The sequence below is a fragment of the Paenibacillus turicensis genome, from assembly GCF_050461185.1.
In the GTDB taxonomy this organism is placed as follows: Bacteria; Bacillota; Bacilli; order Paenibacillales; family Paenibacillaceae; genus Fontibacillus; species Fontibacillus turicensis_A.
Genome location: NZ_JBCMOR010000006.1, coordinates 97,832 through 114,520, shown reverse-complemented (window position 1 = coordinate 114,520; position 16,689 = coordinate 97,832). Strand labels below are relative to the sequence as shown.

Here is a 16,689-nt window from a genome sequence, read left to right as displayed (position 1 = left end):
CCAAATAAGTTATAGATCACATAAGGTCAAGTTATTATTGAAGCGGTCTTCAGACATTGTTCTGCAGGCTGCTTTTGTCTTTTTTTAGACAATTGTTGTGAAAATGTTGAGAACTGTCGTGTTAGGTTGATCCTGTTGAAAGCAGACAAGTGAATTTTTATGATTTGATTCAAGGGGAGGAAGAAAATGGGGGCTATTAAACGTGGTTTATCATTTTTATTGGCGGTTCTTTTATTAACGACATTAGTAACGCCAAATTTCGCACAAGCCGATTCTGGTGAGTGGGAGCAGGTGAGTCCATTCCCTACAGCGAGTACGATCGAGGGCGTGGCCTATGGCAACGGTCAATTTGTGGCTGTGGGTTATAATATGGGAATTCTTACTTCTGCGGACGGAAATAAGTGGAACACATCAAGTGTTCCAATAAACAATATGTTTAGGTTGATGGGTGTGAGCTACGGTAATGGTAGATTTGTTGTTGTTGGAGCAAACGGGGTAGTTTTAACCTTGGAAGATGGTTCAAGTAAGTGGAAACTTCAAACTCAAAATATTACAGCCGCTAACCTGCGTAGCGTAGTCTATGGCAACGGAAGCTTTGTAGCGGTGGGGGCCAATGGTCAAGCATTAACCTCAACGGATGGTATAACCTGGACAGGGAAGACAGTAGGTTCTTCTGATAACTTTCATATTAGTGTAACTTATGGTGGTGGGAAGTTTGTAGGAATAGGTAACAGAGGGTTTGTTATTCAATCAGTAGATGGGAACACATGGAGTACTAAAACGATTGATAGCAATGCTATGTTTAATGGTGTTACCTACGGTAACAACGAATATGTAGCTGTGGGTCAAAGTGGATTAATTATGACCTCTACGGACGGCGATAACTGGAACAAAGTAATAAGTAATACCACCGCGACTTTAAATAAAGTAACCTATGATGCTGTCAATAATTTATACGTGGCGGTAGGTGGTGGGGGAACAATCGTCACCTCAGAAAATGGTACAAATTGGGAAGTACAGGGGACGGTGACTACAAAAGACCTTAACGGCATTGGAGCTGGAAATGGATCCCTTGTTGCTGTAGGTTATAATGGTGCAATCTTGACCTCTAATGATGGCTTATTGTGGAGAGATCAATTAAAGGGAACAGCAGCAAGTCTTTTAGGAATAGATTATGGTCATGGGATGTATGTTGCTGTAGGGTATGATTCTTCAGGAAGTGGGAAGATAGAAGGTGCAATTTTGTCTTCTCTTGATGGTGAAATCTGGGTTAATCAAAATTCACTTACTAATAAAAGTGACTTTGTAAAAAGTATTCGATTTATTAATAATAAATTTATAATTTTAGCCGATCGGCAAGGATTTGACTATAGATCCAATGGTGTTATTTTGACCTCGGCAGATGGGCTATCCTGGTCGGAGCAAATCATTGATGAAGCAATTTTGGATATTGTATATGGCAATTCTCAATATGTCATTGTTACTACTAGTGGAAAGGTACTAACCTCTCTAGATGGACAAAGCTGGAGTATTCATTCAAGTGGAGTGACTCAAATGCTCAATAGTGTCACTTATGGTAATGGTCTATATGTTATATCAACTAGTGGTAGTATATTAACCTCTGTAAATGGGGTTACATGGAATAAGCAAACTGTCTCAACAGATCTGTATAAGGTTACTTATGGTAATGGAATATTTGTTGGAGTAGGCATGGGAGGAGCGATCTTTACTTCGGAGGATGGGCAAACCTGGACTAGCCGCAATAGCACTGTTAATACAAAATTAGATAAAGTTAAATATGATGAGCAAGGGTTTAAGGCAGTGGGTGATGCTGGAGTTATTGTTACATCTAAGGATGGGATCACTTGGAGTAAACAGGAAAGTCCTGTGAGCTCTACCCTTAGGGATATTGCATCAAGTGGAAATGAAGTCGTTGCTGTTGGTCAAGAAGGCATTATTTTACGATCTTTGAACACTAATATCACAATAAACCCTACAACATCCTCTTTTGATAAAAATAGTAATTCAGTAGATTACAAGGATGTAGTCACAACGGTAGATTTAAAGAGCAACGAGCTGATGGGGGTTTCCGATGGGAACAATATGCTAGTGCAAGGAACCGACTATACATTCCTCAATGGCATTGTGACCTTTAGCAAGGATTACTTGAAGAAGCAAATGGCAGGAACGTTGGAGTTATCCTTTGCCTTTAGTAAAGGCGCACCACTAAAATTCGTAATTATTATCAGTGATACAAGACCGCCAAGTGTGACAGTAAGCTATTTACCTGGAGATCATGGCACTTTGGATGGCACAAGCGAGCAGGTAGAAGTAGGGGGACATCCAATCGTGGTCCCAACAGTTACCCCTATGCATGGATACCATTTTGCAGGCTGGAGTAGTGATGGTGGCGTTACGAAGCTTACTTCGCACCAAGTTGGTGCTTCTACAGTCACTACGGACGTAACTTACACCGCCTATTACACGCAATTTGTGATGGGTGATGCGGATGGCGATGGTAAGGTGACTGCTAATGATGCCCTATTATTGGCTCGCTTCATTAAAAATAAAAAAACGCTAACACCAGAGCAATTGCATGCACTTGATATGAATGGCGATGGAAAATGGGATGAAGAAGATATTAAAATTATACTGGCTATCTCTGTGGGCAAAGGCTGACCTAATAGCTGGATCTAAAAATTCATAGTGGTTCAAACATTTGATTTATTGAGCTATTACCTGTGACCGGTCTTCAGACATTGTTCTGAAGGCCATTTTTGTCTTTTTTTGGGGTGATTGTTGTGAAAATGTTGAGAATTGTTGTGTTAGGCTACCAGTAAATTAGTAAGTAATATGATGTATTCATAGGGGAGGAAGAACATGGGGGTTCTCAAACGTGGTTTGTCGTTTGTAATGGTGGTTTTGTTATTCACGACATTATTCACGCCAAATTTTGGGAAGGCTGATGCTAGTGAATGGAAGAAGGTAAGTCCAAATCCTACGGCTGGTTCAATGGCAAGTGTAGCCTATGGAAATGGCCAATTCGTGGCTGTGGGAGATAGAATGGGAATTGTTGTTTCTAAGGATGGAAAGCAATGGAGTGAAGTTAGTTACCCACAACATTTGAATTCCATACTATACAGTGTCAGCTATGGTAACGGCAGGTTTGTTGCAATAGGCAGTGGTATCGTTTTGACCCTAGAGGATGGAGAAACGGAATGGAAGGTTGAGTCTCCATTTGGTAATGGAATGATCAGTCCTTATATAGAAAGTCTTGTCTATGCTAATGGAAAGTTTGTAGGAATAGGGAGTAGGAAGGTCGTAACCTCTACCGATGGCGTGACCTGGAACCAACAGGCATCCCCAGGTTTGGACTATTCTCGCAGTAGCGTTACTTATGGAAAAAATATGTTTGTAGCTGTAGGAAATGGTAGCAACGTTATGCAATCTGTGGATGGAGAGAGTTGGAACCTAGTCTCGTTGAATAGTACATACACGTTCAACGGAATAACTTATGGCGATGACAAGTATGTAGCTGTTGGTAAAGATGGTTTAATTATGACCTCAACCGATGGAACAAACTGGAACAGCGTGATAAGCAATACATCAAATACCTTAAACAATGTAACGTATGACAATGTCAATCACATCTATGTGGCGGTAGGTAGCTGGGGAACCCTTTTAACTTCTATGGACGGAACCAACTGGACAGTTCAAGAAACAGGCACACAAAAGGAACTTAAGGGAGTTGTTTCCCATAATGGGCTTACTGTTGTGGTTGGATACACTGGTCTAATCCTGACTTCGAATAATGGAGTTTTATGGACCCATAATTTAAAGGTTACAGGGGCTAACCTTTGGGGGATTGCTTATGGCAATGGCATGTATGTTGCTGTAGGGTCAGAGGATTGGACGAGGGAAAAAAGACAGGCAGTAATTTTGACCTCTACTGATGGGGAGAATTGGATTAATCGAAAACAAACTTTAATTCCATTTAGAATAGATGCTCTTGGTAGCATTAATTATTATAAGGGAAAATTTATAGCCATTGGGAGTAGGCAGGAAAATAGCGGTATAAAAGGTTTAATTATGACGTCTTCGGATGGGGTATCGTGGGATGAACAAATTATTGATGGATCGCCTGTAGATGTTGGAATTAGTAATCAACAATATACCATTTTGATGATGGACGGGAAAATTTTAACCTCTTCAGACGGGCAAAGTTGGGGTACTGGCTCAACTGGGTCGAATTATATGCAATTTAGTTTTGCATATGGTGACGGTATATATGTTGTGACTGCTGGTGGTGTTATATTAACCTCATCAGATGGAATCACATGGAGCAAACATACAATTGTCACTTCTAACAATTCATCAGGTGTGAGCAAGTTAACTTATGGTAATGGATTATTTGTAGGGGTGGGATCAGCAGGGGAGATATTCACCTCTGAGGACGGACAAACTTGGACAAAACGTGACAGCACAGTTACTACTCCATTATATAATGTTCAATTTGATGGGAGTGTGTTTATGGCTGTTGGTGAAGCTGGTGTTTTCCTGACATCCACCGATGGGATTAATTGGAGTAAAAATCAAAGTATTATAAATACTCGGTTAACTGCTATTACTTCTAATGGAAATGAAATTATTGCTGTGGGCCTCGGCGGCGTTATATTGCGAACATCATTAAGACCGCCAAGTGTGACAGTGAACTATCTGCCAGGAGATCATGGCACTTTAAGTGGAATCAGCGAGCAGGTAGAGGTGGGGGGACATCCAGTCGCGGTCCCAACGGTTACACCTATCAATGGTTACCACTTTGCAGGCTGGAGTAGTGATGGAGGCGTAACGAAGCTTACTTCGCACCAAGTCGCTACTTCAACAGTTACCGCAGATGTGACCTATACCGCCTATTACACTCAATTGGTGCTAGGTGATGCGGATGGTGATGGCAAGGTGACTGCATCTGATGCGCTTTTATTAACTAAGTATATTAAAGGTAAGATTACACTGACGCCACAGCAATTGCAGGCACTTGATATGAATGGCGATGGGAAATGGGACGAAGAGGACATTAAAATAATACTTGCTATCTCTGTGGGAAAGGGCTGATAAGATGAATTGGAACAAATGGAGTAAATCGATTTCGATCATGTTAGTCGTTATGATATTTATGAGTTTAGGAAATGTTGGTTATGCGAGTATTGATGAGGATCCAATTTCAAATTCATTGCAAATAGGTAGTGGTGAAGGGCATCCTGGCGATTTGGTGGATATACCTGTATATATGACACCAGAGAATTTAATCAACAGTTATGTATTATTAATTGAATATGATTCCAACTCATTGGAGCTAGTTAACGAAAATAAAATCACAGATGAACTAGGGACCGTTTCGGAGGGAGGATTTGAAAGTTATTTTCCTCAAGCTGGCTTAATTGATGTTAGGGCAAATCCAGTATATATTTCTGAAAATAATACAAAGGTGCTTACGCTTCATTTTAAAATTAAGGAGTCTGCACAACCGGGGACCGTCCAATTTAAAGTCCCTGGAAAAGCCCTGATTGAAGGTAGCACTAATGGCCAAACCACTATGGATATTGGCGGAATTACAATAAAGCCGAAAAACATAGGACATACAGTAACATTTAACTCACAGGGTGGCAGTTCTGTAGAAAGCTTAACCAATGTCGTGAGTGGCTCAACGGTCAATCCGCCTTCAGCACCAAGGTTGGGGGGATATTCCTTTGTTGGTTGGTACAAAGATGAAGCTGGAACACAGGTATGGAACTTTGACACAGATACTGTAACGTCTGATGTGACTTTGTATGCGAAGTGGGAAGGCATCGTAGCACGTATCAAAATAGGTAAAGTAAGTGGTACACCTGGATCTACAGTAGAGGTGCCAGTTACAGTAACTGAATCTAACAAGGGGATAGCGAGTTATCAGTTACGCATTGTTTATAATGTTGAGGCTTTGGAAGTTACAAAGATTACAGGTAATGCGGGTGATAATTTTTCTTCAAATTTTAACAATGAAAATGGCTCCATTGTAGCTTCATGGAAAGATAGAAATAGTGGGGACACGCCTATTGTAGCAGGACAAAAATTATTTACGATTAGCGTCAAAATTAAGGAACAAGCAGAATTAGGAGATCAGCATCTTGTCTTTGATTCGCTTGATCCTGAGGATGGCACGTTGATAGACTCACAAAATAATATTATTCAAGGATTTTTGGACTTGGGTACGGTTACGGTTATTGAAGCGGCACAGAAACACACCGTAAGCTTTGATTCACAAGGAGGAACTGAGGTTTCAAACCTAACGAATGTGGAGAGTAGTACAAAGATTACTGCACCACCAGCACCAACAAAGGAATTATATACCTTTTTAGGCTGGTACAAAGATAAAGCAGGTACAGAGAGCTGGAATTTCTCAACAGACACAGTAACATCTGATATGACTTTGTATGCGAAGTGGGAGATGAATTTTGCACGCATTTATTTTAATAATGTAAATGGTACACCTGGATCTACAGTAGAGGTGCCAGTGACTGTGATGCATAGTAACCTTGGTATAGGGGCGTATCAATTTAAAATTGATTACAATGCTGATTCTTTAGAAGTCACAAAGGTTACAAGTAATGCAGGAGACGAATTTTCTTCAAATTATAATAATAATAGTGGTTGGATTAGAGTCGCGTGGGCGGACAGTGATGGTGGAGAGACACCCATTTTTGAACAAGAAAAATTGTTCACAATCAGCTTTAAAATAAGGGATGAAGCAACATTAGGAGATAAACCTCTGAGATTTGATTATACGACTTCTGATAATAACATGTTATTTGATTCATTCAATAACAGGATGGAAGGTTACTTTTACAATGGTAAGGTTGCAGTTGTCGAAGGATCAACACAACATACTGTAAGCTTCAATTCACAGGGAGGTAGCGAGGTTGCAAGCCTTACCAATTTAGATAGTGGTACGCTTATCAATGCACCGCAAGCACCAACGAAGGAAGGATATACTTTTGCGGGCTGGTATAAGGATATAGAGTTCGAAAGTATTTGGAACTTTGCAGTGGATAAGGTTACAACTAACGTGACGCTATATGCGAAGTGGACAAAAAATAGTACAACCAATCCAACTAACCCAAGCAATCCGAGTAACCCAGGTAACTCGAACAGCTCAAATGGTTCAACTGGTTCTGGAGGTACGCCAACTGCTCCAAGCACAACAACAGGAGAAAAACCAATTGGCTTCAAGGTTATAATTGATGGGGTTGTTAAAGAACAAGTAGCTACTGGCTCTATTGCCAAAGAAAATGGCAAGTCTGTACTAACTGCTACTGTAGATCCTTCCAAATTGGCGGATCAGCTTAAGCAATCTGGGGACAAATCTAGTGTGATTGTTCCTGTTACTGATAATATGAATAAAGTATCTGTAGTGCTAACAGGTGAAGCTGTTAAGAGCATGGAAAACAAGCAAGCTGTTTTAGAAGTACAGACACCAAGTGGCTCCTATAAGCTACCTGCTGGGGAAATTGCGATTGACAATGTTTCCTCTAAATTGGGTCAGCAGGTGAAGCTCTCTGATATAGTGATTCATGTTGATATTGCTGAGAGTGAAAATTCTACATCAGTTCAAGCTGATGTGGCGGCAACTAAAGGAAACTTTACTGCTGTAGCGTCTCCGATTAATTTTAGCGTGACAGCTTCCTATAATGGAAAATCAGTAAGTGTAGAGAAATTTAGTAGTTATGTAGAACGTGAGCTTCCACTTCCTGCTGGAGTTGATCCTAGCAAGGTGACAACGGCAGCGGTTATAAATCCAGATGGTAGTGTACGTCATGTTCCAACCTTTATTACAGCTCGCGAAGGTAAGTATTATGCAGTTGTGAATAGTTTGACAAATAGTGATTACTTCCTCATTTGGAATCCAAAAACGTTTGCAGATGTAGAGGGACATTGGTCTAAGCAAGCTGTAAACGATATGGGATCCAGATTAATTATTAAAGGTACGGATGAGACTAACTTCAAACCAAACGCAACGATTACAAGAGCTGAGTTAGCCGCGATTATGATTCGTGCATTAGGCTTATCTGAGTCAGGAAATAGCTCTAAGTTCACCGATGTCAATGCCAGTGATTGGTACGCAGATGCAGTTGCGAAGGCTGTAGAATATGGCTTGATTGAAGGCTATAACAATGGCACATTTGCTCCGAACCAAAGTATTACTAGACAAGAAGCCTTGGTCATTTTGACAAGAGCGATAAAAATAGCAGGGTTAGAAACCGATGGAGCAAATGTAGAAGCCTTATTATCCAAATTTGCAGACCAAGCAGAGGTTGCTTCATGGGCGAAGCAAGCGATGGCAATAGGCTTGAAGCATAACCTTGTAGAAGGTTCAGCAGAGGGCTTAAGACCAGCAGAGAAGCTTACACGTGCTGAAACTGCAGCGATTGTACAGCGGTTTTTAGTCAAGGCACAATTGATTGATAACAAGCATGGTAGCAACTAAATAAATAACAAATTAACCAGCCTACTATTATTTCCTGATAGTGGCTGGTTTTGTTTTATTTACACTTAGTGACACTCTACAATGAAGTTGGCTATAATATGTTAAAATAAACCTAAAGCTATCAAATTAAACCATGAACTTGTAAGGATGGTGATGGGAGATGGGCAAATCCTTTTGGTTGGTTGTACAATATCCGATGAAAAGCGAAAGTGGCAATCAACGTTATACCCGTCTAAAAATAGCGACAATGCCGTATGATTCGGACAAAACGGACAAAACTTACACTTTAAAATATGGAGACAAAAAAGGGGATACCGATTTCAGCTTATAGCTATTTAGAAAGCAAGGTGATTCACATTAAAAAGGGGATTAAAAAGGTAATCGTTACTGTACTTGTTTTTTGTGGTTTAATTAAAATATTTCACTATATACTATCTTCTTTGAGTTTATCCGGTCCTCTTGCCCTCATTGGATTAATGTTAATGATACTCCTATCCTTAGTATGCACCTCTTTGTTGGTCAATGAACGTAACGATGAAAATGCTTAACACCGTATTTCTAATTTCTATAAAGTTTATACTAATTTAATACGATATATATTTGACGGATTAGAATGATATGTAGACTCTAACCGTCTTTTTTTGGGTCATGGGACAAGCAAAATTTCAATGCATTTTCTGTTATGAAGCCGATTTCATTGTGATTCCTTATCTGGTATGATAAGCAGAACAAGGCAGAAAAAGAGAGGAAAAGAGAGGTACTTAGATGACGCAAGTTACTATATATGATATTGCCAAAGAGGCAAACGTATCTGTATCTACAGTTTCCCGAGTATTAAATGACACGGCTCCAGTACGTGCGAGTACAAGGGAACGGATTATGTCGATTATTGAGAAGCATCAATTTCAACCCAATGCACAAGCGAGAAGCTTGATTAAGAAGGAAACGGGCACGATTGCTATTATATTGCCTGATATTACGAACCCATTTTTCCCTGAAGTATTTTGGGGGGCGGAAAATGCAGCAAGGGAGTTTGGCTACACGTTGTTCCTCTGTAATACGGCTGGTAATTCAAATCGTGAATCTGAATACCTTTCTATTTTGCGGGAGAAGAGGGTGGATGGCATTATATTTTTGGGTGGTCGCATTAACCTGAAGAGCTGTCCACAACAAATGGCACAGGAAATTATAGATGTGGGCAAGCACTTACCGATCGTTTTAGTGAATGGCAATATAGCAAAAGGTAGCTTCCATCGTGTCTATACAGATGAAGGAGCTGGAGCTGTTCTTGCAGCAGAGCATTTATTAGCATTAGGACATCGGGAGTTCGGTTTTTTAGGCGGATCACCTGACACTTCGACAACGATGGTAAAGGTAAGGTCTTTGCAAAAAAAATTACAGGAATATGGGCTTGATCTCCCACCAGATCGTCAATGCTTAGGTAGCTTTTCGATCGAAGATGGCAAGCGTTCAATGAAAGAGATGTTAGCGGTGGACAATCCACCTACTGCTGTTATTTGTGTTAATGATAATACCGCAACAGGGGCGATTAAAGCGGCAGTTGAGCAGGGATTACGTATTCCTCAAGATATTTCAATTGTTGGGTTTGATGATACCCCTCTCGCTAGTGCAGTGATCCCTGAACTAACCACCATTTCACAAAACACATACGATTTAGGGAATCTAGGTGTGCGTGTATTGCATGACTTAATTAATAAAAAAACGCCTAGAAGGCAGACAGTGCTAGAGCCTAAGCTAGTTATCCGTCAAAGTACAGGAGCCGTACCGAGTGTCTGAGTAAGTGAAATTGGTGAAGTAGGTAAAATTGGCGAAATTAAGTCCGTATATGTCCTTGGTGAAACCCATTTCATCAAATTAAAGGGAATTTAATATAAACCGTTTGAATTAAATAAGGAATAGTATTGATATCTTATAATCTAGCTATAGCTTCTAACTATAACTAGGTATACCTTTTGCGTGTTACGGTATGTGTCCTCTCCCATGCTACAATCAAACCATGTTGAAGCAGCAACAGGAAAATTGGGGGAGGTTTTTTAAATGAGTCATAAATTTCAAATCGTAGGTAGCTTGCTTAGACCATCTGAGCTATTAAAATATAAAACCCAAATTGAGCATCGGGATGATATTAAATATCCATTTTATCAAGATTTTGAAGGGTATCAGCAATGTGAGGCACATTCTATTCAGGATGTTGTGAAAAAAGAGATTGAGCATGATTTGTCCATTATTACAGATGGAGAGCATTCCAAATCGATGTGGCATTTGGATTTTGTTTGGGGCTTTCAAGGTGTAGAACGTTATATTGCTGATCACGGCTATTTCTTCAGAGATATCGATGGTAGCTCTAAATATGAAACTCGTAAAGATATCGGGCTTCGTATTACAGGAGAATTAGGTGGAAATAACCATCATTTTATTAAAGTATTTAAACAATTACAGGAAGCTGCGGGAGAGCACGAAACGAAATTATGTGTGCCATCTCCATCACATATTTTTGGCGAATTGTCTTGGTCCGATAATATCGGAGGTACAGATTCCGTATACAAAACTACACAAGAGCTTAAAGCAGGCTTAGTGAAGGCATATAAGGAGTTTGTAGCGGAGTTTGCAGAGGCTGGCGGGAAGATCCTACAGTTTGATGACTGCTTATGGGAGCTATTTGCAGATGATAATCCAAATTCCCCGTATACCGGTGAAAATATCAACCAAGAGGAAGTCCAAGCACTTGCAACGGAATTTATCGATATTAACAATCAAGTGATTGATTTTGGACATAGCTTAGGGCTAAAAATGTGGACACACAACTGTCGTGGTAACTATGACTCCCGTAATATGGGCGGTGGCTCTTATGCGAAGATTGCGAATTTATTTTTGAAGCAGCTTAAATATGACCGCTTTTTCCTAGAGTGGGATGATGAGCGTGCAGGTTCGCTAGAGGCACTTGAAGTATTTAAGGATAAGCCAAACACCGAAATCGTACTTGGCTTGTTGTCCTCTAAAACAAATACGTTGGATGATGAAGAACGTGTGCTTCGCTTACTGGATGAAGCGTCTACGATTATTGATAAGGATCGTTTGTTGCTGTCTCATCAATGTGGTTTTGCTTCCTGCGACGGTGGCAATGAACTAACTGAAGCAGAGCAATGGGCTAAAATTAATCAAGGACAAAAAATTGCGAAGCAATATTGGAGTTAAGTTACTACTGTATACTATAAATGAGCTGTATGGCGAGAAACCTAGGTTATAGACTAACTTGGGTTTCTTTTTTTGTTGGAGATACCGTAATTCTAGTATTTAATGTAAAAAACGATTATAGCTTATTTCTACCGTAATTAACTTTGAAATCTACGCTATTATAGTTTATAAATGGATAAATTCCATTATGGTCGACTACTTTATGAGGTGAATGATGAATGAGTATTGAGAAATGGATTATTGAAGCGGATATAAGTAGTATGCAGCTAGCGATGGAGTCGGGAGATGTTCGCTCAGAGGATATTGTTAGAGCCTACTTAGAACGAATTAATAAATATAATATGGAATTAAATGCTGTGCTAGAAATAAATCCTGAGGCGATTGAAATCGCTATCAATTTAGATAAGGAGAGGGAAGAAAAGGGAAGTCGAGGTCTCTTACATGGGATTCCTATTTTACTTAAGGATAATATTGATACTCATGATAAAATGCATACCAGTGCAGGTTCAATCGCTTTGAAGGATTCAATTGCCCCTGAAGACTCAGTCGTTGCTTCTAAATTACGTGCAGCGGGTGCTGTTTTGCTTGGAAAGGCGAATATGACAGAATGGGCGAACTTTATGTCTAATGAAATGTGGGCAGGTTATAGTTCTAGAGGTGGCTTAGTTCTTAATCCTTATGGACCTGGGGAGCTGTTTGTGGGTGGCTCTAGTTCAGGACCTGCAGTAGCAGTAGCAGCTAATTTTGCAGCAGCGGCAATTGGAACGGAAACATCCGGGTCGATTATTAGCCCTGCAAGCCAAAATAACATAGTGGGTGTTAAGCCAACGGTAGGTTTGATCAGTCAAGATGGAATTATTCCGCTTGCACATAGCCAAGACTCAGCTGGACCTATGACAAAAACAGTAAAAGATACCGCCATCTTATTAAGTGTCTTACTGGAGGAGACTAAGCAAAATCCTCATTTTTCACAATCAGTGAAAAAATCTTTTGATAACTATCATGAATTATTGGATGTACAATCTTTAAAACAGGCTAGAATCGGGATTCCTAGATATTATTATCAAGATTTGGATGAGGCAAGAGCTAATATAGTTGAAGAGGCAATTCAGGTACTCAAAAAAGCAGGTGCTACAATAATAGATCCCGTTTCTATGCCATGTGAAAAAGCTCAGTGGGACTGGGATGTGTTGCGATATGAATTTAAAAGCGATCTTAATTCTTATCTAGCAAGGCTGCCAGAAGGTGTACCCGTGCATTCCTTGGAAGAAGTCATTGCATATAATGAAAAACATGCAGAAGTAGCGTTAAAATATGGGCAAGGTACATTGATATGGTCAAATGAAACAAGTGGCACGTTAACAGAAAAAGAATATATCGATAGCCTAAACAAAAGTATAGAGATGTCGAGGACACAAGGAATTGATCATGCGTTGAATTCATACGAGCTAGATGCATTGATGTTCTTAGGGGATGAAGGATCTGATTTAGCAGCAAGGGCGGGTTACCCTATCATTACAGTTCCTGGTGGGTACGTCTCAAGTGGAATGATTGCTCCTGGAGGTTACACTACAAAAGGACCTCAAGGTATTACATTTGTAGGGACTGCATTTAGTGAACCCACATTAATTAAAATTGCGTATGGGTTTGAGCAAGCAACGAAACATCGGATTCCACCTAAAATGGGATAAAGTTTTATAACTTTTCTAAAATCTAAAAAGGCGACCCCAGGGTCGCTTTTTTTGCTAAGTCATGGTGTAATAAAATTATTAATTGAACATTAGAGTATGTAACTCGAAAGCAACCTATTTTTTGGCCTTTGTCGTTTTTGCTTTCACTGTTTTTGTAGATTTTGGACTTTTTTTAGTTTGCTTTTTATTTACTTTCTTTGATTTTTGTGATTTCTGAGACTTAGATGTTGTTGTCTTTTTTGCTGATTTTGTTCCACTATTGTGGTAATGATATTCTCCTGTTTCTAATCCCCATCTAGAACAGTTTGTTCTACATGTATGTCCACCGCTAGCATCTGTTCTACCTGGGTGCGCTGAAGTAAGTGTAGGTACTAGTAAAAGAAGACAAGACATAAAAAGTGGCAAGAAAATTCGCTTTTTCACAGGTTTTCTCCTCCAATTTAGAATATATGTTAAGCTTATCAGATATTGGAAATGGGAGAAAGTAGGTTATCAAAATAAAAGTTAAATTAGAGGGGGGAATACATATGAACTGGGAGGCTCATATCCAACAATGGAGTAGCGCTGCTGTTAGATTGATAGATATGAAGCAGTATCGTATAGAGGATGGCACACTCCCAGCCTATTTTGTAGCACCAACAAGTTTTTTCATGGTTTCTGTGGATGGAGAAGCAACTCATATTGTTCATGGCATACAAGGCGAAAAGGTACAAATAAAAGTACCAACAGGCCCTTCCTGTACTAGTTATGTTATTTTATATAAATCTATTCATAGTGAATACACTGAGTTAGAGGAGCGAGATGATCTTCAAGTAAGTTATGCGTTTAATCCTACTATTCCCTTGCTATTATTGGAAAAGTGTAATACGATGCATCATCTATGGCAGCAACATGATCCATTGGATAGGCTAGAGGCTCAAGCATTGTTTCTTTCATTTGTACATGAGATATTCCGTCAAATTCGGGTAAGCCTTTCACAAAATAATAGACTGGACATCGTAACCGAAGCTATTCATTATATGCAAGCCCATTATCAGGAGCCAATTACCGCTGAGCGTTTAGCTGGAATTTATAATTGTAGTACAAGCTATTTGGCACGTTTATTTAAAAATCAGCTTGGTGTAGGTCCTATAGAATATTTAATTCATATGCGCATTCATAAAGCAAAGCAGCTTTTGATAAAAACGGACGCTCGTTTAGGGGAAATCGCTAATCGTGTAGGGTATAGTGATGTTTATTATTTTAGTCGCTTATTTAAAAAGCACACAGGCTACTCACCCATTCAATTTCGTGACCTACATGGCCAACTGGTTCAGTATAATCCATTAGAGCTGTTAAAATCGTCTATTGTTTCCAAAAGACCGAATTCCCATAATGAGAATGAGACTTATTATCAATGGGATGAGGAAGGGGACACATCGATGTTTAGATTTTCAAGACCAACGCTAAGTGTAATGATGTTGTTATGTACATTTTTAATACTGAGTGCATGCCAAAATAGTAGTACAGGAAATGTGAGCACATCACCACAAGCAAAAGTACCAACAAATGCTGATACTAAAACAACAGCAGATGCTTCATCAAATAAACAGAATGCAGAAATGCGCGAGTATAAGCATTTGAAGGGAACAGCTACAATTCCTGTAAAGCCACAACGTGTCGTCAGTTTGTTTCATTTAGGGGAGCTGATGACGTTAGGGGTTAAGCCAGTAGGTACAACCACTTATATTTTGGACAACCCGATGTTAGATGATATCTCCGATATTACAGACGTAGGTGTGCCACCAGACTTAGAAAAAATTGTTTCATTAGAGCCAGACCTTATCGTCACGACAGCACCATTTGCGGAGGCGGTTGAAGGGGGTTATGAAGCATTAAGTCAAATTGCTCCTACGATTGTAGTCGAACAATATAATGATCCGATAAAGGATGTTGCAATGTTTGGGGACATTCTCGGCAAGCAAGAGGAAGCTGCAAGGTGGAATAAGGAATTTACAGCGAAAATAGAAAAGTACAAAACACAGATTAACCCACTTATTGGCGTAAATGAAACCTTCTCCATTTTAAATGTACGACCAGGTAACATTTTTATTTATGGGGATACAAATATGGGTGGCAACATTATTTATAAGTATCTTGGCTTAAAGCCAACAGAAAAGATTCAAAGCGATGTGATCAATGGAGAAACATGGGAAATATCGGCCGAAGTCATCCCAGAATTCATTGGTGATCATTTACTTTTAGCTGTAAATGAAGGCGCAGAGGAAAACATGAAGAAGGTAGAAAAGTTAATTCGTAATACACCAGCAGGGCAAGCAGGTAACGTCTACAACATAGATTTCAATCAATTTTTACCTAGTGATCCAATTTCGGTTGATAAGCAGTTGGATATTATTTATAACTTGTTAGTTGAGAAAAAATAAAAATAAAGCAAATATGGTTAGCTAACAACTCTGATCTAAGAGATCAGGGTTGTTTTGTGCTGCAGGGCTGAATTATGGAAAGGAGTAAGCCATGAGTAATATATTAAGTCAGTTCTACTATGATATAAGCAAAAAGGATCTTAATATGATGGGTCCCAACACGCTTATGCTGTTAGAAGAGCTATTAACTAATTTGGATATGGGTAAAAAGGGATTACGTATATTGGATTTAGGATGTGGGCACGGGTTAAATTCTCTCTATTTTGCTAAGGAGCAGGCAGCAACTGTGTTTGCTATAGATTTATGGATTTCTGCAAGTGATAATTATAAGCGATTTAAAGGATGGGGCTTGGCAGATAATATTATTCCCATTCATGCAGATGTACATGATCTCCCATTTGCTAATGAATATTTTGATCTCTTAGTGTGCATAGATGCCTATCATTACTTTGGAACTGCGGAGGGTTTTTTTGAACAAAAAATAATGAGTCTACTTAAACCAGGGGGATATGCACTTATTGCAATACCAGGGATGAAGCAGCAATTTGAGGGTCAAGAGCCTGAACTAATGAAGGAATGGTGTGGAGAGGAAATTAGCAGTTTCCTAACTGTGAACCAATGGAAGCGGCTAATTGGACACAGTGATGGCACGGAATTGGTGCAAATTGAAGAGATGAATACCTTTGAAGAGGCGTGGCAGGATTGGTTTGATACAAAGCATGAGTATGCCATACGAGATCAGCAGTTTTTTAACAATGGATTAAATCAATATATTAACTTTATCTCTATTATTGTGAAAAAAAGCGAATTAACTTAAATAATCTGCTAAACATTAACC

10 protein-coding genes are annotated in these 16,689 nt (G+C 39.4%); 9 read left to right on the top strand and 1 reads right to left on the bottom strand.

The window, feature by feature from the left end; genetic code table 11:
* Positions 1-186: 186 nt before the first annotated feature.
* The 7 genes from ABE099_RS11900 (at position 187) to ABE099_RS11870 (ending at position 13,428) form a co-directional block, all read left to right on the top strand.
* Entirely contained in the window at positions 187-2,679 is a 2,493-nt protein-coding gene (locus tag ABE099_RS11900) for a X2-like carbohydrate binding domain-containing protein (protein WP_430030865.1), read from the top strand.
* A 201-nt stretch (positions 2,680-2,880) separates the two neighbouring features.
* Complete coding sequence (locus tag ABE099_RS11895; RefSeq protein WP_430030862.1) at positions 2,881-5,112, top strand: dockerin type I domain-containing protein; 2,232 nt, start codon at positions 2,881-2,883, stop codon at positions 5,110-5,112.
* Between the two features lie 4 nt (positions 5,113-5,116).
* The gene (locus ABE099_RS11890; RefSeq protein ID WP_430030859.1) at positions 5,117-8,521 is read left to right on the top strand and encodes an InlB B-repeat-containing protein; all 3,405 of its coding nucleotides are present in this window, start codon (positions 5,117-5,119) and stop codon (positions 8,519-8,521) included.
* Between the two features lie 196 nt (positions 8,522-8,717).
* Positions 8,718-8,852 (top strand): hypothetical protein, encoded by a 135-nt coding sequence (locus ABE099_RS11885; protein WP_430030856.1) that lies wholly within the window; start codon positions 8,718-8,720, stop codon positions 8,850-8,852.
* A 434-nt stretch (positions 8,853-9,286) separates the two neighbouring features.
* A complete protein-coding gene (locus ABE099_RS11880) occupies positions 9,287-10,318 on the top strand; it encodes a LacI family DNA-binding transcriptional regulator (protein ID WP_430030853.1) in 1,032 nt (343 codons plus the stop codon).
* A gap of 261 nt (positions 10,319-10,579) precedes the next feature.
* Positions 10,580-11,737 carry a cobalamin-independent methionine synthase II family protein gene (locus tag ABE099_RS11875; protein WP_430030850.1) on the top strand — a complete coding sequence of 386 codons (1,158 nt, stop codon included), beginning with the start codon at positions 10,580-10,582 and terminating at the stop codon, positions 11,735-11,737.
* A 218-nt stretch (positions 11,738-11,955) separates the two neighbouring features.
* Positions 11,956-13,428, top strand: coding sequence for an amidase family protein (locus ABE099_RS11870; protein WP_430030848.1), 1,473 nt, complete (start codon positions 11,956-11,958; stop codon positions 13,426-13,428).
* Between the two features lie 114 nt (positions 13,429-13,542).
* Here the strand turns inward: ABE099_RS11870 and ABE099_RS11865 are convergent, their stop codons facing one another.
* Positions 13,543-13,851: a YHYH domain-containing protein gene (locus tag ABE099_RS11865; protein WP_430030845.1), complete on the bottom strand. Its 309-nt coding sequence runs from the start codon at positions 13,849-13,851 to the stop codon at positions 13,543-13,545.
* A gap of 104 nt (positions 13,852-13,955) precedes the next feature.
* Here ABE099_RS11865 and ABE099_RS11860 point away from each other — a divergent pair, with 104 nt between their 5' ends.
* Both ABE099_RS11860 and ABE099_RS11855 read left to right on the top strand, forming a co-directional pair.
* Positions 13,956-15,851 (top strand): AraC family transcriptional regulator, encoded by a 1,896-nt coding sequence (locus tag ABE099_RS11860; RefSeq protein WP_430030842.1) that lies wholly within the window; start codon positions 13,956-13,958, stop codon positions 15,849-15,851.
* Between the two features lie 91 nt (positions 15,852-15,942).
* Positions 15,943-16,668, top strand: a complete 726-nt coding sequence (locus ABE099_RS11855) for an SAM-dependent methyltransferase (protein WP_430030839.1) — start codon at positions 15,943-15,945, stop codon at positions 16,666-16,668.
* The last annotated feature ends 21 nt before the right edge of the window (positions 16,669-16,689 follow it).

Coding starts and splice junctions, on each gene's coding strand:
- ABE099_RS11900 (WP_430030865.1), top strand. CDS start 187: ATGGGGGCTATTAAACGTGGTTTATCATTTTTATTGGCGGTTCTTTTA.
- ABE099_RS11895 (WP_430030862.1), top strand. CDS start 2,881: ATGGGGGTTCTCAAACGTGGTTTGTCGTTTGTAATGGTGGTTTTGTTA.
- ABE099_RS11890 (WP_430030859.1), top strand. CDS start 5,117: ATGAATTGGAACAAATGGAGTAAATCGATTTCGATCATGTTAGTCGTT.
- ABE099_RS11885 (WP_430030856.1), top strand. CDS start 8,718: ATGAAAAGCGAAAGTGGCAATCAACGTTATACCCGTCTAAAAATAGCG.
- ABE099_RS11880 (WP_430030853.1), top strand. CDS start 9,287: ATGACGCAAGTTACTATATATGATATTGCCAAAGAGGCAAACGTATCT.
- ABE099_RS11875 (WP_430030850.1), top strand. CDS start 10,580: ATGAGTCATAAATTTCAAATCGTAGGTAGCTTGCTTAGACCATCTGAG.
- ABE099_RS11870 (WP_430030848.1), top strand. CDS start 11,956: ATGAGTATTGAGAAATGGATTATTGAAGCGGATATAAGTAGTATGCAG.
- ABE099_RS11860 (WP_430030842.1), top strand. CDS start 13,956: ATGAACTGGGAGGCTCATATCCAACAATGGAGTAGCGCTGCTGTTAGA.
- ABE099_RS11855 (WP_430030839.1), top strand. CDS start 15,943: ATGAGTAATATATTAAGTCAGTTCTACTATGATATAAGCAAAAAGGAT.